Origin of the sequence: Pseudomonas sp. MUP55 (genome assembly GCF_034043515.1) — a bacterium.
In the GTDB taxonomy this organism is placed as follows: Bacteria; Pseudomonadota; Gammaproteobacteria; order Pseudomonadales; family Pseudomonadaceae; genus Aquipseudomonas.
Window position 1 is genome coordinate 4,369,504 of sequence record NZ_CP138214.1, and the last position, 20,398, is coordinate 4,389,901.

Consider the following 20,398-nt stretch of genomic DNA (forward strand, 5'->3'; position numbering starts at 1 on the left):
AAAGCTGGCACGCATGTGGCTTAAGGTGAAACGCGCTTTGTATACAATAAATACAAAACCTACATACACTTTGCCATCTGCCGTCTCGCTGCGGATGCGCTGGAGCCTGCCGGAATGCGTACAAGTCTCTCGAATAACGTCGCACTGGATATACCCTCCTCCGCCCTGAACCCCCAGGCCGCAAGCCCCGGCCCGCTGGTACTCAGCCCACGCCTGCACAACAAGGACCTCGCGCCGACCAAGGCCGAAGGTCGCCGTTGGGGGCGCTACAGCATCTTTGCGCTGTGGACCAATGACGTGCACAACATTGCCAACTATTCATTCGCCATCGGCCTGTATGCGTTGGGCCTGGGCGGTTGGCAGATCCTGCTATCCCTGGGGATCGGTGCGGCACTGGTGTACTTTTTCATGAACCTGTCGGGGTATATGGGCCAGAAGACCGGCGTGCCGTTTCCGGTGATCAGCCGCATCAGCTTCGGTATTCATGGCGCACAGATCCCCGCGTTGATCCGCGCGGTGATTGCGATTGCCTGGTTCGGCATCCAGACCTACCTGGCATCGGTGGTTTTCCGCGTGTTGCTGACGGCGATTCATCCAGGCTTTGCCGACTATGACCACAACTCGATCCTCGGCCTGTCTTCGTTAGGCTGGGCGTGTTTCGTGGCGATCTGGCTGGTGCAACTGGTGATCCTGGCCTATGGCATGGAAATGGTTCGTCGCTATGAAGGCTTTGCCGGACCGGTGATTTTACTCACCGTGGCTTCGCTGGCCGGCTGGATGTACTTCCAGGCAGGCGGCAACATTGCCTGGTCGATTCGCGAGCCGCTGAGCGGCGGCGAGATGTGGCGCAATATCTTTGCCGGTGGCGCGTTGTGGCTGGCGATCTACGGCACGCTGATCCTCAACTTTTGCGACTTCGCGCGCTCCTCGCCGTGCCGCAAGACGATTCTGGTGGGCAATTTCTGGGGCCTGCCGGTGAATATCCTGGTGTTCGCCGCCATCACCGTGCTGCTGTGCGGCGGGCAGTTCCAGCTCAACGGCCGGGTGATTGAGAGCCCGACCGAAATCATCGCCGCCATTCCCAATACCTTCTTTCTGGTGCTCGGCTGCCTGGCCTTCCTGATCGTCACCGTGGCGGTGAACATCATGGCCAACTTCGTCGCCCCGGCGTTCGTACTCAGCAACCTGGCGCCCAAGTACCTGAACTTCCGTCGCGCCGGGCTGATCAGCGCCACCGTGGCGGTGCTGATCCTGCCGTGGAACCTCTACAACAGCCCGCTGGTGATCGTGTATTTCCTGTCCGGCCTGGGCGCACTGCTGGGGCCACTCTACGGCGTGATCATGGTCGACTACTGGCTGATCCGCAAAAGCCAGGTGGATGTGCCGCAGCTGTATAGCGAAGACGCGCTCGGGGTTTATTACTACAGCCGGGGCGTGAACCTGCGCGCGGTGGCGGCGTTCGTGCCGGCAGCGGTGATCGCCATCCTGCTTGCACTGCTGCCCGGGTTCGCCAGCGTTTCGCCGTTCTCCTGGCTGTTTGGCGCCGGTATTGCAGGGTTGCTGTACCTGCTGATCGCCAAGCGCCAGCCGTTCTACGCCGATGTCAGCGGCGAAAGCATTGCAGTCGACAACGTCAGTCATTAAACAAGGACATTTCATGCGCATCCTCGTGGTCAACGTCAACACCACCGAATCCATCACCGAAACCATCGCCCAGCAGGCGCGCAGCGTGGCCTCGCCGGGCACCGAGATTGTCGGGCTTACCCCCTACTTCGGCGCGGAGTCGGTGGAGGGCAACTTTGAAAGCTACCTGGCGGCCATCGCGGTAATGGATCGCGTGATGGCCTATGACCAGCCGTTTGATGCGGTGATCCAGGCCGGCTACGGCGAGCACGGTCGCGAAGGCCTGCAGGAATTGCTCAACGTGCCGGTGGTGGATATCACCGAAGCCGCAGCCAGCACGGCGATGTTTTTGGGTCACGCCTATTCGGTGGTGACCACGCTGGACCGCACGGTGCCACTGATCGAAGACCGGCTGAAATTGGCCGGCCTGTACCAGCGCTGCGCCTCGGTGCGCGCCAGTGGCATGGCGGTGCTGGAGCTTGAGGAAGACCCGCTGGCTGCGATGGAGGCCATCGTCCGCCAGGCGGAACTGGCGATCAGTGAGGACAAGGCAGAAGTGATCTGCCTGGGCTGCGGCGGCATGGCCGGGCTGGATGAGCAGATCCGCCGGCGCACCGGGGTGCCGGTGGTGGATGGGGTGACGGCGGCGGTGACGATCGCAGAATCGCTGGTGCGGTTGGGGTTGTCGACATCGAAGGTCAGGACCTATGCAACCCCAAGGCCAAAGAAAGTGCTGGGTTGGCCCGGCAAGTTTGGGCACTGAAAATAAAATGTGGGAGGGGGCTTGCTCCCGATAGCGGTATGTCAGCCAGCTTATCTATAGCTGACCCAGCGCTATCGGGAGCAAGCCCCCTCCCACATTTTGCTCACTGCGAGGCTTTAGATTGCACTGAATCTGCGGCCCAATTGCTGCTCAGCAAACTGCTCGATCACAAAATCAACAAACGCCCGCGTCTTGCCGGGCAGCAGTTTGTGCTCGGCGTAGTAGATAGAAATATTACCGTCATCCACATACCAGTCCGGCAGCACCCGCACCACCGCGCCGCTGTCGAGGAACGGCACCGCCATCGGCATGCTGACCAGCGCAATGCCCAGGCCCTGGGCGCTGGCGCAGCAGGCGGCTTCGGAATCGCTCATGGTCATCGCAGCCTTGAGCACCAGCGGGCTGTGCTCGTGCTCGCGATGGGTCAGTTGCCATGAACGCACCCGGCCGGTCTGCGGTGAACGAATCAGAATTCCTTGGCAGCGCGACAAATCCTCGGGCGCACGCACCGCTGGGCGTTGCGCCAGATAAGCCGGCGACGCCACCAGCACCCGGTGCGCCGGTGTCAACTTGCGCGCCACCACGCCTTGAGGCAGTTCAAAGCCGCCGCCAATGGCTGCGTCAAAGCCTTGGCCGATCAAGTCGACCTGACGATTGTCGAAATGCCAGTCCGGGCTGATAGCCGGAAAACGCTGCATGAACTCCCCCAGCAGCGGCACCACATACCGATTGCCAAACACGGTACCCATGCTGACCTTCAGTGTGCCCACCGGCCGCCCTTCGGCGCTGGCCAGGTTGGCCACGGCGTTTTGAATGGTGGTCAGGCTACCGCTGACCTCATCAAGGAATAGCTTGCCGGCTTCGGTCAGGGTCAGGCGACGGGTACTGCGCTGAAACAGCCTGACGCCCAGGCGCACTTCCAGCTTGGCCACGCTTTTGCCGACCGCTGCCGGCGTCAGGCTAAGGTGCCGCGCCGCCTCGGCGAAGCTGCCGCCCTCGGCGCTGCGCACAAAGCATTCGATACTGCCAAAGCTTTCCATACCGCCCCACTCTAAACTTCTGGTTTACACAGACTATAGCAATCACGCTCTACCGGTGCCGACGAGCGAGGTCGATACTCACGCCATCAACCACTTGGAGATCGACATGACCACATCTACCCTCACTGGCAAAGTCGCCTTGGTTCAAGGCGGTTCCCGCGGCATCGGCGCTGCCATCGTCAAGCGCCTCGCCGCACAAGGCGCCGCCGTTGCCTTTACCTACGTCAGCTCGGCCGCCAAGGCTGAGGCGCTGCAGAACAGCGTGATCAGCGAAGGCGGCAAAGCCCTGGCGATCCACGCCGACAGCGCCGATGCCGCCGCGATCCGCAATGCGGTCAACGTGACGGTCGACACCTTCGGGCGCCTGGATATTCTGGTGAACAACGCGGGCGTGCTGGCCATCGCGCCGCTGGAAGCGTTCAAACTGGAGGACTTCGACCAGACCCTGGCGATCAACGTGCGCAGTGTCTTCATCGCCACCCAGGAAGCCGCGCGGCACATGGGTGAAGGGGGCCGGGTGATCAACATCGGCAGCACCAACGCCGAGCGCATGCCGTTTGGCGGCGGTGGGCCGTATGCGATGAGCAAGGCGGCGCTGGTAGGCCTGACCAAAGGCCTGGCCCGCGACCTGGGGCCACGGGGCATCACCATCAATAACGTGCAGCCAGGGCCGGTGGATACTGACATGAACCCGGCAGACAGTGATTTTGCCGAGAGTCTGATGGGGCTGATGGCGGTGGGACGCTATGGGCATGTGGAGGAAATCGCCAGCTTCGTCGCGTATCTCGCCGGGCCGGAAGCCGGGTACATCACAGGCGCCAGCTTGACCATCGACGGTGGCTTCAGCGCCTGAGGTTTAGGCAACACTGCACAACCCATGTGGGAGGGGGCTTGCCCCGGTACAAACCGGGGACATCGTTTACATTTCTAACCGGGGACATGGTTTACAGGTTAATACGCATGATCAGGAGGTAACTGATCATGCCCTGGAACCAAGAGTCCCCTATGAATCAGCGAATCAGACTGGTCGCCGACTGGCTTTCTGGCAACTACACCAAAAGCCAGTTGGCACGCCGCTTTAACATTAGTCGGCCTACCGTCGACAAATGGATTGCCCGGCACAACGGTGATTTAAAGTCCTTATCCGAACTGTCTCGGCGACCTCACAACAGCCCAAATAAAACCGACGAAGAGATCTTGGCCCGCGTCGTGGCGATGAAACAGGCTCACGATAAATGGGGGCCAAAGAAGCTTCTTGAGCTATTACGGCTTGAAGATCCCTCAGTCGCCTGGCCTTCTCCGAGTACAGCAGGCCAATGGCTTGATCGGCTCGGGCTCGTCAACAAGCGACGCTTCAAGCGCCGGCACAGTATTTCCCACGTAGAGATGCGAGAAGCCAACGAACCTAACAAGACGTGGTGCGCTGACTACAAAGGGCAATTCAAGATGCTTAACGCGCAGATGTGCTTCCCTTTGACCGTTACGGACCACGCGTCCCGGCTGATTCTGGCGTGCAGGGCCCATCCCAAGATCATGACCCAGCCGGTAAAACAAACATTTGAGAGGCTTTTTCAGGAGTACGGCATGCCGGAAGTTATCCGTTCGGACAACGGGGTTCCGTTCGCCTCTCCTGGCTTGGCAAGAATGTCCACATTGGCAGTTTGGTGGATACGCCTGGGCATCTATCCGGAGCGCACCATGCCTGGAAGGCCAGCGCAGAATGGCCGCCATGAGCGAATGCACCGTAGTTTGAAGCTTGAGCTGCCCTTAGGAAAAAACTTAGTCGAGCAGCAGCTTTTGCTGGAGCACTTCAGGCATGAGTTCAATTACGTACGCCCTCATGAAGCACTCGGTATGAAACGTCCGGGAGATTTGTATGTACCGTCCTCCCGACCTTACCCAGGATGCTTGCCCGATGTGGAGTATCCCGCGCAAATGAAGGTTCGCAGCGTCAGGCAGGATGGATCGATCAAATGGAACGGCAAGTTGGTATTTATCAGCGAGGCGCTATCTGGGGAACGGATAGGGCTCAAAGAAGCTGAAGATGATGTTTGGGATTTGTACCTGTGTGATTATCCCTTGGGGAGGCTTGGACGAGGTATGACCCGCGTCCAGGCCTCAAAAGTGTAAACGATGTCCCCGGTTTCAGATGTAAACGATGTCTACGGTTCTACACCCCGATAGCGGTGAGTCAGCTATAGATAAGCTGGCTGATACACCGCGATCGGGGGCAAGCCCCCTCCCACATTTTTCCGGGTTGAATCAGGTCATCGGCGGCAGGCCATACGCAGCCAGGTCAAACTCCGCGAGCTTGCGGATGATCTGGTCGGCATGCTGATACTTGCTGTCGGCCATGGCTTCATCGGGCACGGCGATAGCGGTCATGTGCGCCGCTTTCGCCGCCGTCACGCCGAACGGCGAGTCCTCGAATACCAGGCAATCCTCGGGCGCCACGCCCAGGCGACGCGCGGCGGTGAGGAAGATGTCCGGCGCAGGCTTGGCGGCGCCGACTTCCGGGTCGTCGGCGGTCACGATGGTGTCGAACAGGCCAAACCACTCGCGGTGCAAGGTGGTCTTGTGGCCGAACGAGTTGCGCGACGAACTGGTGCCCACGGCAATCGGAATATTGTGCGCTTTCAGATGCCGCACCAACGCCTCGGCACCGGGCATGCCCAAGGCTTTGGGAAAGCGTTCGCTCATCAGCGGTTCGCGAATTTCTAGAAACTCGGCCGGCGTGATCGGCAAGTGCAGCGCCTTGACGACGTAGTCTGCCAGGTCCTGGGCGCCGCGCCCGATGATGTGCTGCTTGATGCTCCAGTCATAGGTGCGGCCGTAGCGTTCGGCGATGATTTGCGTGACTTCGGTGTAGATGCCCTCAGTGTCCAGCAATAACCCGTCCATATCGAAAATCACGGCCTTGATCTGGACAGCGGTATGCGGTGCATTCATCACAACAGAACCCTGGAGAAAGACTAAAAGGATTCAGCACAATAACGGCCAGACTTGCTTGCGAGCAACCCTTTACACTGCCCGCTTTCCCGTAGAAGTGCCTGCAATGCTCTTTCGTGTAGCCGCCGACGGCCTGGTGCTGTTCCATTTGGGCTTTATCCTGTTCGTGTTATTTGGCGGGCTGCTTGCGCTCAAATGGCGATCGCTCATCTGGCTGCACCTGCCTGCGGCCGCCTGGGGCGTTGCCGTGGAAGTATTTCACCTGCCCTGCCCGCTCACTCGCTGGGAAAACCTGTTGCGCCACCTGGCCGGGCAGGACGGTTATGGCGCAGGCTTCATCGAGCACTACATCCTCACGCTGATCTATCCGGCCGGGCTGACGCCGCAGATCCAACTGGGCCTGGGCGCGCTGGTGCTGTTGGTCAATATCGCGGTGTATGCACGACTGATCCGGCGTTATCGACAGGCTTGAGACAGCCGCACTGGTGAAGAATCAGGGTTCCCCTGCCCCTGCATAGACGCCGCCATGTCCGAAGCTTTCGAAGTTCCCAGCCCCCACGAAAAACACCTCGAACACACCACCGAACACGCTCACGGCCGTGGCGACAGCTTCGCCAGCCGCATCGCCGTGATGACCGCCATCATGGCCACCGTTGGCGCCATGCTCAGCTACCAGGCCGGCTCCAGTGAAAGCGAGGCGGCGATGGACAAAAACAACGCCGCCATCATCAAGACCGAAGCCGCCAACCAATGGAATTACTACCAGGCCAAATCCAGCCGCCAAAACCTGGCGGAACTGGCCGCGCATATCCCTGGCGTGGATGCCGCCCACTACAACGACGAAATCCAGCGCTATAAAAGCCAGAAGGAAGAGGTGCGCAAACAGGCAGAAACGCTTGAAGCCAGCTCGCTGGAATGGGACCACAAATCCGAACAAGCGCTGCATCAGCACCATCGCTGGGCCCAGGCCATGACCGCGATTCAGATCGCGATTTCCCTGGCCGCGATCACCTTGCTCACACGCAAGGAGTGGCTCAAGCGCATGTCATATACCGCTGGCAGCGTGGCGGTGGTGCTCGGCAGCCTGGCTTGGCTGCATCTGTAATACCGACCGTGGAGGCAAGCGAGGTGATTTCAATCTGCTGACCGAGCGATTAGAGTGTCGCGCCTCGAGAATTGAATCTCGATATTCAGCCCATGGAGTTACTTGTGAAGTACATCAGCAAAGCAGTTGCAGCAGCCGTTCTCGGTTTCACTCTGGCAGGTTGCACCGGCACCGCCATGAAGACCCAGCAATACGACGCCAGCCAATACACCGTGCTCGGCCACAGCGAAGCCAGCGCCACCGGCATCATGCTGCTGGGCATTATTCCGATTGGCCAGAACAGCCGCTTCGTGCGCGCCCAGGATGCAGCCATCAAGGCCAAAGGCGGCGACGCGATGATCAACACCCAAGTGCAGGAAAAATGGTTCTGGGCCTGGGTACTCAATGGTTACACCACCAAGATCTCCGGTGATGTGGTCAAGTTGAAAACCACGCAATAAGTATTAAGCTGCCGGGGCGCTGCCCGGGCGAGCGTGGGATCGTGGGCCTGCCTTCAGGGGCTGGCCCATGAACCTCCGTCTTTTTACGCAATCGCCGCTGCTGCCCTGTAGAGCGTCAGCACAACGCTGACCCATAGCGGTATTGCGGCTGACCGCCGCGTCCGAGCCAGGCAAGCAGGTCCTCTAAATGAAGCTATCGTTTATCGTCTCGCTGGCGGTTCTGTCGCTGGCTCAACCGTCACTCTCCTTGGCAGACAATGCCAACGGAAAAAACCTCTACTTGCAGCGATGCGCCATGTGCCACGGAGCCGATATCCGAGGAACAGGACCGCTGGCCCGTAAAAGCAGCCCTCCTACACCTGACCTCACGACTTCCGTGTTCAAGAAACGCCTGCATGATTATCCGGGCGTCATCGTGTCATCAATCATCCTGCGGCCAAATGGAGACTTGATCCCGAACACGTTGCGAGAAAATGGTGTGAAGCTAGCGCCGCACGCCTGGAGCGTTAAGGACTTTCGCGACTTGAACCAGTATATGAGTGATGCCATCGCGAAAAGTCGCTGAGTTGAAGGTGAGCGCCACCATTCAAATATTACTCGCCGGGTTTTGGGAAAGAGGAACAACCCAATGGACAAGGTAGTGGAAGAAGACCTGTCGCGGCCGCAAGCGATCAGTTTGCGTGAGGCGTTCGGGTTCTGGTTGAAGCTCGGCTTCATCAGCTTCGGCGGGCCTGCCGGGCAGATCTCGATCATGCACCAGGAGTTGGTAGAGCGCCGGCGCTGGATATCCGAGCGCAGATTCCTGCACGCACTGAACTACTGCATGCTGCTCCCGGGGCCAGAAGCTCAACAGTTGGCGACCTACATCGGCTGGCTGATGCATCGAACCTGGGGCGGGGTGATTGCCGGGGCACTCTTCATATTGCCCTCCCTGTTCATACTGATTGCGTTGTCATGGATGTATATCGCCTTTGGCGACGTGCCTGTGGTGGCGGGACTGTTCTATGGCATCAAGCCGGCCGTAACCGCCATCGTGGTGCAGGCCGCCCATCGAATCGGCTCTCGGGCCTTGAAGAACAATGCGTTATGGGCGATAGCGGCGGCGTCATTCGTTGCAATCTTTGCGTTTAATGTTCCATTCCCGTTGATCGTGCTGTGCGCTGCGCTGATCGGTTATGCCGGTGGTCGTCTGGCACCGGAGAAATTCAGAGCAGGCGGCCATCGCGCCGCCGAAAAAACCTTCGGCCCGGCCTTGATCGATGACGACACCCCGCCGCCGGAGCATGCCCGATTCAGCTGGTTCAAACTGGCACTGCTCGCGCTGGTTGGCGCCGCGCTATGGGCGTTGCCGATGGGAGTACTGACCGTTCTTTTTGGGTGGGAAGGCACGTTCACTCAAATGAGCTGGTTCTTTACCAAGGCTGCGCTGCTGACCTTTGGCGGGGCCTACGCGGTGCTCCCCTATGTCTACCAGGGCGCGGTGGGCCACTATGGCTGGCTGACGCCGACGCAGATGATCGACGGGCTGGCGCTAGGGGAAACCACACCAGGGCCGCTGATCATGGTGGTGGCCTTCGTCGGCTTTGTCGGCGCCTATGTCTCGCAGGTGTTCGGTGCAGATCAACTGTTTCTGGCGGGAGCCGTCGCTGCCTGTCTGGTGACCTGGTTCACCTTCCTGCCTTCGTTCCTGTTCATCCTCGCGGGCGGCCCACTGGTGGAGTCGACCCACAACCAACTCAAGTTCACCGCACCACTCACCGCCATCACCGCCGCGGTGGTTGGCGTGATCCTCAATCTGGCGTGCTTCTTCGGCTATCACGTGCTTTGGCCGCAGGGTTTGAGCGGCTACCTGGACTGGCCTTCCGCGCTGATCGCCACGGCGGCGGCAGTGGCCTTGTTTCGCTTCAAACGGGGCGTTATCCAGGTACTGATGGGCTGCGCGCTAGTGGGCCTGGCCGTGCATCTGCTGCGGTAAAGCATGGGCTGGATGGGGTGTGAACCTTATGCGCTCAACCCGATCCAGCCATGAATGCCGACATAAAGGCCAACGCCGATAATCAGCACACTGGAAAAATAAGGCGCACGACGAGCAACCGTGCCCAGCCAAGGCCAACGGTTGGACGCCTGCCGGGCGCCAATGGCCGCCGCAGCCCCCACGGTGACCAGCGTGATCGCCAAGCCAATGCTGAAACACAGGACAAGCATGCCGCCCAATGCCACCTCCTTAACCTGAAGGCAGAGCAGCAGCACCGTAATGGCAGCAGGGCACGGAATCAGGCCGCCCGTGAGGCCAAACATCACGATCTGCCCCGTGGTGACTTCCCGGTTGGTAAAGCGCTTACGGATATCATCAGCATGGGCGCGCTCATGGGCATCCTGATAGCCATCACTTGCTAATTCGAGCCCCGCCATTTCCGCGTGCCCGTGATCGTGCTCCGCGTAATGCAGATCGTAATCATGGAAATGGCCTGCATGCCCGAGACTCAGGCAAACACTGAATTCATGGGGCTGCGGGATAGCAACCGACGACTCCACAAAGCCTTCGCGCTCAATGAAGGAAAACGATTGCAGGCTGCCGTCTGGTCGGGTTGTGGTCAGGCGAACATCCGAGGCGGACCAGGCATGGCCGGCGAGAGCTTTCAGACGCCAGTGCGGCGCGGTGCCCTCTTCGAAGATCGACAGTTCGACCCGACCATGGCCGGTATCCAGCCTGTGAACCTCGTCATGATGGCCATGTTCGTCGTGGTGGTGCGCATGGCCTTGCTCGAACTTGAACAGCTGCTCGCCGCGCCAAGTCCGCCATAGCATCCACAGCGCAATGGCGATAATCAGCGCAGCGGATGCCAACTGGAAATACGGTTCAGTGGTTTGAGCGTCCAAGCCTTTGCCCAGGTACATGCCGCCGATCGCCACCAGCCAGACTACGGCGGTGTGCGACAGGGTAGCCGCCAGGCCCAGCAACACCGCCTGTTTTACCGAGCCTCGAATGGCAACGATAAAGGCCGCCATCATGGTCTTTGAATGGCCGGGCTCAAGCCCGTGCAATGCACCGAGCACTATTGCACTGGGAAAATAAAGCCAAGCGTGAGCCCCGCCTTGCTGAAGCAAGTCCGCAAAATTTGGCATAAAAGACCTACTTCGAATAACGGCGGATGGCTTCAAGCAACTCGTCAACGCCCTTGGCCCGTTCTTCATCGCTCAACGCAGGGTTAGCGACATGGGCGTGAGCGTGCGCTTCGATGATCTCATCCATCAAACCGTTCATTGCCCCGCGGGTGGCTGCTGCGAGATGCAGGGTTTTCGCACAATCGGCGTCTGACTCCAGCGCTCGCTCGATGGCCTGTACCTGTCCCGCAATGCGTCGTACGCGTTTCAACAGATTGTCTTTTTGTGCATGCGTGTGAGACATACTATACCCCCCCTACCTATAGGGTGCGGATGATCACTTGAGTTGGGGGTATTGGCAAGGGGTAGGTGTGTTCATCTCGACTGGCTCGGCTCATGTACGGCCCGGATGATCCCATATCGGCCTTTTCGGCCACCCTGAAAACACAAAACCCCTGAAAACTTTTACGTTTTCAGGGGTCTTGTCATTTCGAATGTGGCGGTGAAGGAGAGATTCGAACTCTCGATACAATTTCTTGTATACACACTTTCCAGGCGTGCTCCTTAAGCCACTCGGACACTTCACCGTATCTCGTCAAACCAGTTCAGTCTGTCGAGGCGCGCTAATGTAGTCGAAAGCTTTTCTGATGGCAAAGGTTTTTTTGAGAATTTTCATGCGGTTAGACGGTTATGCCGGAACTGGGCCTGTGTGCGGTGGTGATTGTGCCAATCTCGGGCATGGATGGCGATGGTCTACGCTGGCTATTGTGCCCTGCCCCGGGCGCTCTGCTGCCGGGTGTGGGGCGAAAGCCTGACTGGGCAGTCAGTCATGGCGCTTTACCCGCGCGGGCGTGGTGGGTAACGTCTGCTGCATTCTTCTATAACAAGTCATATAAGGAACCGCGTCATGAGTGAGTTGATTGCCTACCACCTCGAAGACGGCATTGCGACGCTGACCCTGAGCAACGGCAAGGTAAATGCCATTTCTCCTGCCGTGGTCAGTGCGTTCAATGCGGCGCTGGATCAGGCGGAGAAGGATCGGGCGGTGGTGGTTATCACGGGCACGCCGGGGATTCTGTCGGGTGGTTATGATTTGAAGGTGATGACGGCCGGCCCTAAAGAGGCCATCGGCCTGGTGACGTCGGGTTCGACGCTGGCGCGTCGCCTGTTGTCGCATCCGTTCCCGGTGATCGTCGCGTGCCCTGGGCATGCGGTGGCCAAGGGGGCTTTCCTATTGCTGTCGGCGGATTATCGGATCGGTGTGGAAGGTCCGTTCAGCATTGGCCTCAATGAAGTGGCAATCGGCATGACCATGCACCACGCCGGTATTGAGTTGGCGCGCGATCGCCTGCGTAAGTCGGCGTTCCATCGGTCGGTGATCAATGCCGAGATGTTTGACCCCCAAGGCGCTCTGCAGGCAGGCTTCCTCGACAAGGTCGTGGCGCCGGAAGAGTTGCACGCAGCAGCCCTGGAGGCAGCTCGGCAGTTGAAAAAGATCAATATGAATGCCCACAAGCACACCAAGCTGAAAGTGCGTAAGGCTCTGCTGGATGCGTTGGACGATGCAATTATCCAGGACCAGGGCCACGTCCTGATGTAACGCCTACGTACACCATGCGAAAGCCCGGCCTTGAGTCGGGCTTTTTCTTACAGCCCAAACCGAAACAACCTGCGCCGCTCTAGACTGCCTTTCTTGGTAGATGTTGAAACATGCGCTTAAACATCGCCTATCTCCTACCTCTATAGGCGCAATTGCCGAATACAGTGCACATCCGTACACTGCGCCACCTTTTGTGCCGGTGGGCCGTGTCGATGCTTTTTCTGTTACGTATGTTGTTGATGAGCTTGCACTTTATCGTCGCTGGTGTGCTCGGCGTGCTGGTGGGGATCTGCCGCCCGTTCAATCCGGACAACAGCCGTATCTGTGCCCGCCTGTATGCGCTGCCAGCGATGTGGATCCTGCGCCTGAACGTGAAGGCCGATGTCGATTCCCTGCGCAACAAGCCCGGCACCTGTGTGGTGATCGCCAACCACCAGTCCAACTATGATCTCTTTGTGCTCGGCACCGTGGTGCCCTACCGCACGGTGTGCATCGCCAAGAAAAGCCTGAAATGGGTGCCATTGTTCGGCCAGTTGTTCTGGCTGGCCGGCAATGTGTTGATCGACCGCGGCAATGCGCACAAGGCGCGCCGTGCCATGCTCACCACCACCCGCACCTTGCAGCATGAAGACACCTCCATCTGGGTATTTCCCGAAGGCACGCGCAACCTGGGCAAAGGTTTGCTGCCGTTCAAAAAGGGCGCGTTCCATATGGCGATTGCCGCCGGTGTGCCGATCGTGCAGGTGTGTGTCAGTAACTACGTCACCCATATGCGCCTTAATCGCTGGAACAGTGGGGATGTGCTCATACGCTCGTTGGCGCCGATTCCTACTGTGGGGATGACGGCTGATGACGTTCCGGCCTTGATGCAAGCGTGTCAGAGACAGATGGACGAATGCATTGCGCAGATGGATCGCCAGCTGTGAAACGCTTGAACGCTTGAACGCCTGCGCCGTGACGGCGCTTGGTCTGGGGAGCGCGCAGGGCGACGCGGAGCGTCACGGGAGGCATTCCCACGCGGAGCGTGGGAACGATCAACGCAGAGCGTGGGAACGATCAGCCTAAGTAAGCCCAGCACCACCTTCATCACAACGGAACGCCATTCAGGCTAAGCTGCCCAACATCTGTCCTCTTGATAAGAAGTGATCAGCACCATGGGTAGAGTCGTTGCGGCCGCCGTCTACAGCGCCGGAAAAAAAGTCACGGATATTACCCTCGATGAAGGCGCGGCCTGGGCCGCCAAACCCAATCACTTTGTGTGGATAGGCCTGGAAGAACCCAGCGCCCTGGAGCTGAACAACCTGCAGCGCCAGTTCAACCTGCACGAACTGGCGATCGAAGACGCCATGGAAAAACACAGCCGCCCGAAGCTGGAAACCTTCGGCGACGCGCTGTTTATCGTCACCTACTCACCGGTGCGCGAGAACGGCAAGCTGGAGTTTATCGAAACCCATATCTTCGCCGGCACCGGCTACATCATCACCGCACGTAACGGGCATTCGGCATCCTACGGCTTTGTGCGCCAGCGCTGTGAGGCGCGGCCGTTGTTGCTGGAGCATGGAGAAGATTTCGTACTCTATGCCTTGCTGGATTTCGTCACCGAAAACTACCAGCCGGTCAGCGAAGCGATCCACGCCGAGATCGATGAGCTGGAGCGCAACGTGCTGTGCAGTTCGCTGAACGAGCGTGATATTCAGAACCTTCACGGCCTGCGCCGCGACGTGCTGCGGCTCAAGCGCCATGTGGCGCCGATGGTGGAAATCAGCCAGGAATTACAGAAGCTGAGCTTCCCGTTTATCGACAAGAACATGCGCCCGTATTTCCGTGACGTGCAGATCCACGTGACGCGGCAGATGGAAGACCTGACGACCCTGCGCGACATCGCCAGCCAGACCATCGAGATCGGGGTGTTGCTGGAGGCCTCGCGCCAGAGCGTGGTGCAGCGCAAGTTCGCCGCCTGGGCGGCGATCCTCGCGTTCCCCACGGCGGTAGCGGGGATTTACGGGATGAATTTCCAGAACATGCCCGAGCTGCAATGGCACTACGGCTATTTTGCGGTGCTCGGGCTGATTGCGCTGGGCTGCACCAGCCTGTGGGCGAGCTTCAAGCGTTCGGGATGGCTTTAGGCTGGTGCGCCACAAAGCGCATCATCCATTCCGCCACGGTCGCACCGTGGTGGTCCCGTTCAAGGCTGGCCACGCCGTTGGTGTAGACTTTTTCGCCCAGGGTTGTCTGAAGAATCTCGAGCAGTTCGCGGGAATAGTCGTGAACAAATTCCGGATGGCCCTGGAAGCACAGCACCTGGTCGCCGATGTGGTACGCCGCGATAGGGCAGAACTCACTCGAGGCGATGACCGTGGCATTTTCCGGCAAGCTCGTGACTTGGTCCTGATGGCTGATCAACAGCGTCAGTTCCGGTACTTGCGGACTCATCCACGGTGCCGTGGTATCGAGGGTGTAATCATGAATGCCCATGCCCCAGCCCTGGCTCGCGCGCTCGGTCTTGCCACCGAGCAGCAGCGCCAGCAACTGGTGACCGAAGCAGATACCCAATAACTTGTCGCCACGCTCGTAGCGCTGCAGTACGTAGGTCTTGAGCGTCTGGATCCAGGGGTCGGTGCCGAACGAGTCGGCCTTGCTGCCGGTGATCAGGTACGCATCAAAGGCTTCGTCATCCGGCGGATATTCGCCCTGCACCACGTTGTAAACAACGAACTCGGCGGCAATCGGCTGCTTGGCGAACAGGCGCTTGAACATCTGCCCGTAACCTTGGTACTGATCGATCAAGCCTGGACGCAGGATATCGGTTTCCAGGATGCAGACGCGTAGCGACATAAAAAATACCTGACACGGCGATGGGAATATTGAACACCCAGAGCGTGCCTTGAAACACCTGTTCAAAGCAAGCCCCTCCCACGTTCCGATCAGCGGAACGTCTCGCCCTGGGCGGCCTTCTCCAGCAACAGCGCCGGCGGCGTGAACCGCTCGCCATATTCGTCGGCCAGGTAGCGCGCCCGAGCGATAAAGTCGTTCAAGCCGTACTGGTTGATAAACTGCAACGCGCCGCCACTCCACGCCGCAAAGCCAATGCCGAAGATCGAACCGATATTGGCGTCGGCTGTGGACATCAGCACCCCGTCCTCCACGCAACGCACGGTTTCGATCGCCTGGATAAACAGCAAGCGGTCGCGCACGTCCTGGGGCGAAATCTGTTTACCGGGCTGCTCGAACCGCACCTTGAGTTCCGGCCACAGGTGCTTCTGGGCGCCTGCTGGGTAGTCATAAAACCCGCCACCCGCGGCCTTGCCCATGCGTTTGTAGTCGTTGACCAACAGCTCGATCACCGCCGTTGCCGGGTGGGTCGGTGCCACCTTGCCTTGCGCCTGCAGGTCCTTGGCGGTTTGCTGGCGGATATGGCTCATGAGGCTCAGGGATACTTCATCGGACACCGCCAGGGGCCCTACCGGCATACCGGCCTTGCGCGCCTCGGTCTCGATCATCGGCGCAGCCACGCCTTCGCCAAGCATGGCGATGCCTTCGCTGGTGAAGGTGCCGAACACCCGCGAGGTGAAAAAGCCGCGGCTGTCGTTGACCACGATCGGGGTTTTCTTGATCTGCAGTACGAAGTCGAAACCTCGCGCCAGGGTTTCGTCGCGGGTGTGAGCGCCCTTGATGATTTCCACCAGCGGCATCTTGTCCACCGGGCTGAAGAAATGCAGGCCAATAAATGCGCCGGGGTCGGGCACTGCCGTCGCCAATCCGCTGATGGGTAAGGTCGAGGTGTTGGAGGCAATCACCGCGTCTGCCCCGACCACGCGTTGCGCGGCGGCGGTGACGCGGGCCTTGAGTTCACGGTCTTCGAACACCGCTTCGATCACCAGATCACAGCCAGCCAAATCGGCGTCATCCTGTGTGGGATGGATCCGCGCCAAGGTGGTTTCGCGCTGTTCGGCGGTCAATTGCCCACGGCTGACCTTTTTGTCCAGCAACGCGGCCGAATGGGCCTTGCCCTTCTCGGCCGCCGCCAGGTTGATGTCCTTGAGCACCACATCGATACCCGCACAGGCGCTGACATAGGCAATGCCCGCGCCCATCATGCCGGCCCCCAGCACGCCGACCCTGCGCGTCACATAAGGTGCAAAACCCTGCGGTCGCGAACGGCCGGCATTGATTTCGTTGAGCTGGAACCAGAACGTGCCGATCATGTTTTTCGCCACTTGGCCGGTCACCAACTCGGTGAAGTAGCGGGTTTCGATCAGGTGCGCGGTGTCGAAATCCACTTGGGCGCCTTCCACCGCAGCGCAGAGGATTTTCTCCGGCGCAGGGAAACAGCCATGGGTCTTGCTGCGCAGGATCGACGGCGCGATGGCAAGCATCTGCGCGACTTTGGGGTTTGACGGCGTGCCGCCGGGAATCTGGTAGCCCTTGTTGTCCCACGGCTGCGTGGCCTGCGGATGGGCGAGAATCCAGGCGCGTGACTTGGCCAGCAGCTCATCGCGATCTGCCGCCACTTCATCGATCAAGCCCGCCTGCAGTGCCTGCGCAGGTCGTAGTTTCTTGCCTTCGAGCAGGTACGGCAGGGCTTTTTCCAGGCCCAGCAGGCGCACCATGCGCACCACCCCGCCGCCGCCCGGCAACAGGCCCAGGGTGACTTCCGGCAAACCGAGCTGCACGGACTTGTCGTCCAGCGCGACCCGGTGATGACAGGCCAGGCAAATTTCCCAGCCACCGCCCAGGGCCGCGCCATTGATCGCAGCCACCACCGGTTTGCCGAGGGTTTCCAAACGGCGCAGCTGGGCTTTGAGCACGCCGACACCGTCGTAGAAATCCCTGGCATAGGCTTGGTCGACCTGGATCAACTCATTGAGGTCACCACCGGCAAAAAACGTCTTCTTTGCCGAGGTGATGATCACCCCGGCCAGGCTGTCCTTTTCCGCCTCCAGGCGCGTGACGGTGGCCCCCATGGCCTCACGGTACGCAGCGTTCATGGTGTTGGCGCTTTGGCCGGGCATGTCCAGGGTCAGCACCACGATCTGGTCCTGGCCCTTTTCGTAACGAATGGCGTCAGTCATGACAGTTTCCTTGGGCTCAGAGGCGTTCGATGATGGTGGCGATGCCCATGCCACCGCCCACACACAGAGTGGCCAGGCCGTAGCGCTGCTGGCGCACCTCCAGCTCATCAAGCAAGGTGCCGAGAATCGCGCAGCCGGTGGCGCCCAAGGGGTGGCCCATGGCGATCGAGCCGCCATTGACATTGACGCGGGCGGCGTCGATGCCCATGTCCTTGATGAATTTGAGAACCACCGACGCGAAGGCTTCATTGACCTCGAACAGGTCGATGTCCTCGACACGCAGACCCGCCTTGGCCAACGCCTTGCGCGTGGCGGGTGCAGGGCCGGTCAGCATTATGGTGGGATCGGTGCTGGTCACCGCCGTGGCAACAATGCGCGCTCGCGGCTGCAAGCCAAGTTCGCGTCCTTTGGCCTCGGAGCCGATAAGCATCAAGGCAGCGCCGTCGACAATGCCGGAACTGTTGCCCGGTGTGTGCACATGCTGGATGCGTTCCACCTGGCTGTAGACCCGCAATGCGGTGGCGTCGAAACCCATCTGGCCGATCATTTCGAAACTCGGCTTGAGCTTGCCAAGGCCTTCGAGGGTGGACTCGCCACGGATAAATTCGTCATGGTCCAGCAGCACAATGCCGTTCTGGTCCTGCACCGCAATCAGCGATTTGTTGAAGGAACCGTCTGCGCGTGCCCTGGCGGCTTTCTGCTGGGACTGTAGGGCAAAGGTGTCCACGTCCTGGCGCGTGAAGCCTTCCAGCGTTGCGATCAAGTCGGCACCAATACCCTGAGGGGTGAAGTGGCTGTGCAGGTTGGTTTGCGGGTCGAGCACCCAGGCGCCGCCGTCACTGCCCATCGGCACGCGGGACATGGACTCGACCCCGCCGACCACCACCAGGTCCTCAAAACCGGAACGCACTTTCATCGCCCCGAGGTTGACCGCCTCTAGGCCCGAGGCGCAGAAGCGGTTGATTTGCACGCCGGCAACGCAGGTGTCCCAGTCCGCTACCAGCGCAGCGGTCTTGGCAATATCGGCGCCTTGGTCGCCCACCGGGGTGACGCAACCCAGGACAATGTCATCCACCTGGCGCGTGTCGAGGTCGTTGCGGCGCGCCAGCGCTGTGAGCAAACCGGCGACCAGGTTCACCGGCTTGACGCTGTACAGCGCGCCGTCGGCCTTGCCCTTGCCCCGGGGCGTGCGTATCGCGTCAAAGATCAAAGCTTGGGTCATGATGTCCTCGAGCCACAGTCGATGTATGCCCCTACCTTAAGCCCGATTGACACGGTTTCAATGACGGATGCGCTCATTGCTTTTGACCCCCTCGCTCGGACGAACGGTAGGTAGCTATGGGAAACCTCGGGTTAATCGTTTTAGCTGTCTAGCCTTGGGCTTGGCGGCAAGATGGCACTAAGCCTCATACCGTTTTAAGCACAAAAAGCCCTTAGCTGATATGAAATGGATCTATGCGGCGAAGAACGAGGGCTCTAAGGTTGAATCAGTAAGAAGTTGCTGCCGGGTTTTGCTGGAGCAGCTGTAGGAAAAGTGTCACGTCGGATTGCGATACTGGACTAACCGGCACGCATTTGACGCTCAGGAATAACAACAAAAGGCAGTCAGCCATGTTCAAACATTCGAAAGTACGTCAGGCGGGACTTATTCTGTTCGCCACCACACTGATTCTGATCCTGCCCAATTTAACCAAGGTTATTGGGTGACGGGTCGAGCCACCTATCCTGTGCACACACAGCATCGGGACTGCAGCTTTTGGCAGCACCTGCCGGGACATTGCGTATAGCGGTCTTGTTGCAGGGGCTGTCTTTTTACGTGCAGATTTGCGCTATGGTGACTTCCCGTCAACTTGAAACGGCCCGCCCTTGAAACCGATCCTCGCCTTGTTTGCCCTGCTCCTGGCCCTTCCCGTTTCTGCGGCGCAACTGACCATCGAGCTGGACCATACCAGCAAGACCTGGCAGACCGCAGACTTGCTCAAGCACCCGGAGGCGCAGACGGTGCAAATCGTCGATGACGTTTCCTACAAGTGCAACATGACCTATCGCGCGGTGCCCTTGGCGACTCTCCTATCGGGCCTTAACCCCGCAAGCCATCTGCAGGCAGTCGCCCTTGACGGCTTTGCCGCTGAACTCGCCGCTGCGCCATTGCTGGAGAAAACCGGGGCTCGCGCCTGGCTGGCGGTGGAGGACCCGGCCCATCCATGGCCGCCGTTGGGGGATGGCAAACCGAGCGCGGGGCCGTTCTATCTGGTGTGGACCGACCCGCAAGCCGGGCATATCAGTCCGGAACAGTGGCCCTTCCAGATTTCCGGTATCAAGCAACTGCAGACGGTGGCGGAGCGTTTTCCGGCGTTGCTGCCCGACCCGCAGTTAGCGGCAAACGATCCGATCAACCAGGGCTTTGCGCTGTTTCAGAAAAACTGCCTGGCCTGCCACCGCCTCAATGGTGCAGGCGATGCGCAGTTCGGGCCGGACTTGAATATTCCCTACAGCCCCACCGAGTATTTCGGCGGTGATTTCCTCAAGCGTTATATCCGTGACCCGCAGAGCCTGAGGCATTGGCCGCAGGCGAAGATGCCGGCGTTTGCGGCCAGTGTGTTGCCGGATAATGAGCTGGAATTGCTGGTGGGGTATCTGAAGCACATGGCGGGTCGCAAGCAACCACAACCGTGAGCATGGCGCAGTTAAAAATGTGGGA

At 59.6% G+C, this 20,398-nt stretch carries 20 protein-coding genes and 1 tRNA gene; 13 read left to right on the plus strand and 8 right to left on the minus strand.

Annotation, left to right across the window (positions count from 1 at the left end):
- The first annotated feature begins 114 nt into the window (after positions 1-114).
- Positions 115-1,644, plus strand: a complete 1,530-nt coding sequence (locus tag SC318_RS19585; protein ID WP_320428120.1) for an NCS1 family nucleobase:cation symporter-1 — start codon at positions 115-117, stop codon at positions 1,642-1,644.
- 13 nt (positions 1,645-1,657) lie between these two features.
- Positions 1,658-2,386 (plus strand): aspartate/glutamate racemase family protein, encoded by a 729-nt coding sequence (locus SC318_RS19590; protein WP_320428121.1) that lies wholly within the window; start codon positions 1,658-1,660, stop codon positions 2,384-2,386.
- 116 nt (positions 2,387-2,502) lie between these two features.
- Here the strand turns inward: SC318_RS19590 and SC318_RS19595 are convergent, their stop codons facing one another.
- Complete coding sequence (locus SC318_RS19595; protein WP_320428122.1) at positions 2,503-3,426, minus strand: LysR family transcriptional regulator; 924 nt, start codon at positions 3,424-3,426, stop codon at positions 2,503-2,505.
- A gap of 106 nt (positions 3,427-3,532) precedes the next feature.
- Here SC318_RS19595 and SC318_RS19600 point away from each other — a divergent pair, with 106 nt between their 5' ends.
- Together SC318_RS19600 and SC318_RS19605 are read left to right on the plus strand one after the other, a co-directional pair.
- Positions 3,533-4,279 carry a 3-oxoacyl-ACP reductase family protein gene (locus SC318_RS19600; protein ID WP_320428123.1) on the plus strand — a complete coding sequence of 249 codons (747 nt, stop codon included), beginning with the start codon at positions 3,533-3,535 and terminating at the stop codon, positions 4,277-4,279.
- Positions 4,280-4,407: 128 nt separating this feature from the next.
- A complete protein-coding gene (locus SC318_RS19605; protein WP_413817564.1) occupies positions 4,408-5,556 on the plus strand; it encodes an integrase core domain-containing protein in 1,149 nt (382 codons plus the stop codon).
- Positions 5,557-5,688: 132 nt separating this feature from the next.
- On the opposite strand, the gene SC318_RS19610 is transcribed toward SC318_RS19605, so the two are convergent.
- A complete protein-coding gene (locus tag SC318_RS19610; RefSeq protein ID WP_320428124.1) occupies positions 5,689-6,375 on the minus strand; it encodes an HAD-IA family hydrolase in 687 nt (228 codons plus the stop codon).
- Positions 6,376-6,481: 106 nt separating this feature from the next.
- Between SC318_RS19610 and SC318_RS19615 the strand changes: the two genes are divergently transcribed.
- The 5 genes from SC318_RS19615 to chrA all read left to right on the plus strand — a co-directional run bounded on the left by SC318_RS19615 (position 6,482) and on the right by chrA (position 9,895).
- A complete protein-coding gene (locus SC318_RS19615) occupies positions 6,482-6,847 on the plus strand; it encodes a DUF2784 domain-containing protein (RefSeq protein WP_320428125.1) in 366 nt (121 codons plus the stop codon).
- Between the two features lie 54 nt (positions 6,848-6,901).
- The gene (locus tag SC318_RS19620; RefSeq protein WP_320428126.1) at positions 6,902-7,480 is read left to right on the plus strand and encodes a DUF4337 domain-containing protein; all 579 of its coding nucleotides are present in this window, start codon (positions 6,902-6,904) and stop codon (positions 7,478-7,480) included.
- A gap of 104 nt (positions 7,481-7,584) precedes the next feature.
- The gene (locus tag SC318_RS19625; RefSeq protein ID WP_320428127.1) at positions 7,585-7,920 is read left to right on the plus strand and encodes a hypothetical protein; all 336 of its coding nucleotides are present in this window, start codon (positions 7,585-7,587) and stop codon (positions 7,918-7,920) included.
- A gap of 187 nt (positions 7,921-8,107) precedes the next feature.
- Positions 8,108-8,485: a c-type cytochrome gene (locus SC318_RS19630; protein WP_320428128.1), complete on the plus strand. Its 378-nt coding sequence runs from the start codon at positions 8,108-8,110 to the stop codon at positions 8,483-8,485.
- A 63-nt stretch (positions 8,486-8,548) separates the two neighbouring features.
- Entirely contained in the window at positions 8,549-9,895 is a 1,347-nt protein-coding gene (gene chrA, locus SC318_RS19635; protein ID WP_320428129.1) for a chromate efflux transporter, read from the plus strand.
- 26 nt (positions 9,896-9,921) lie between these two features.
- Here chrA and SC318_RS19640 read toward each other — a convergent pair whose 3' ends face one another.
- The 3 genes from SC318_RS19640 to SC318_RS19650 form a co-directional block, all read right to left on the minus strand.
- Complete coding sequence (locus SC318_RS19640; RefSeq protein ID WP_320428130.1) at positions 9,922-11,046, minus strand: nickel/cobalt efflux transporter; 1,125 nt, start codon at positions 11,044-11,046, stop codon at positions 9,922-9,924.
- A gap of 7 nt (positions 11,047-11,053) precedes the next feature.
- Positions 11,054-11,329 (minus strand): metal/formaldehyde-sensitive transcriptional repressor, encoded by a 276-nt coding sequence (locus SC318_RS19645; protein ID WP_320428131.1) that lies wholly within the window; start codon positions 11,327-11,329, stop codon positions 11,054-11,056.
- Positions 11,330-11,522: 193 nt separating this feature from the next.
- Positions 11,523-11,612: transfer RNA gene (locus tag SC318_RS19650), tRNA-Ser, on the minus strand.
- Between the two features lie 320 nt (positions 11,613-11,932).
- On the opposite strand from SC318_RS19650, the gene SC318_RS19655 reads away from it, so the two are divergent.
- The 3 genes from SC318_RS19655 to SC318_RS19665 all read left to right on the plus strand — a co-directional run bounded on the left by SC318_RS19655 (position 11,933) and on the right by SC318_RS19665 (position 14,751).
- On the plus strand, positions 11,933-12,625 hold the full coding sequence (locus SC318_RS19655) for a crotonase/enoyl-CoA hydratase family protein (RefSeq protein WP_320428132.1): 693 nt from the start codon (positions 11,933-11,935) through the stop codon (positions 12,623-12,625).
- 212 nt (positions 12,626-12,837) lie between these two features.
- The gene (locus SC318_RS19660) at positions 12,838-13,551 is read left to right on the plus strand and encodes a lysophospholipid acyltransferase family protein (protein WP_320428133.1); all 714 of its coding nucleotides are present in this window, start codon (positions 12,838-12,840) and stop codon (positions 13,549-13,551) included.
- Between the two features lie 228 nt (positions 13,552-13,779).
- Entirely contained in the window at positions 13,780-14,751 is a 972-nt protein-coding gene (locus tag SC318_RS19665) for a magnesium and cobalt transport protein CorA (RefSeq protein ID WP_320428134.1), read from the plus strand.
- On the opposite strand, the gene SC318_RS19670 is transcribed toward SC318_RS19665, so the two are convergent.
- From SC318_RS19670 to SC318_RS19680, 3 genes are all read right to left on the minus strand, one after another.
- The gene (locus tag SC318_RS19670; RefSeq protein ID WP_320428135.1) at positions 14,729-15,460 is read right to left on the minus strand and encodes an amidotransferase; all 732 of its coding nucleotides are present in this window, start codon (positions 15,458-15,460) and stop codon (positions 14,729-14,731) included. The genes SC318_RS19665 and SC318_RS19670 overlap by 23 nt on opposite strands.
- 89 nt (positions 15,461-15,549) lie before the next feature.
- Entirely contained in the window at positions 15,550-17,697 is a 2,148-nt protein-coding gene (locus SC318_RS19675) for a 3-hydroxyacyl-CoA dehydrogenase NAD-binding domain-containing protein (RefSeq protein WP_320428136.1), read from the minus strand.
- Positions 17,698-17,713: 16 nt separating this feature from the next.
- Positions 17,714-18,919: an acetyl-CoA C-acetyltransferase gene (locus tag SC318_RS19680; protein WP_320428137.1), complete on the minus strand. Its 1,206-nt coding sequence runs from the start codon at positions 18,917-18,919 to the stop codon at positions 17,714-17,716.
- 644 nt (positions 18,920-19,563) lie between these two features.
- Between SC318_RS19680 and SC318_RS19685 the strand changes: the two genes are divergently transcribed.
- Positions 19,564-20,373: a c-type cytochrome gene (locus SC318_RS19685; RefSeq protein WP_320428138.1), complete on the plus strand. Its 810-nt coding sequence runs from the start codon at positions 19,564-19,566 to the stop codon at positions 20,371-20,373.
- Positions 20,374-20,398 lie beyond the last annotated feature (25 nt).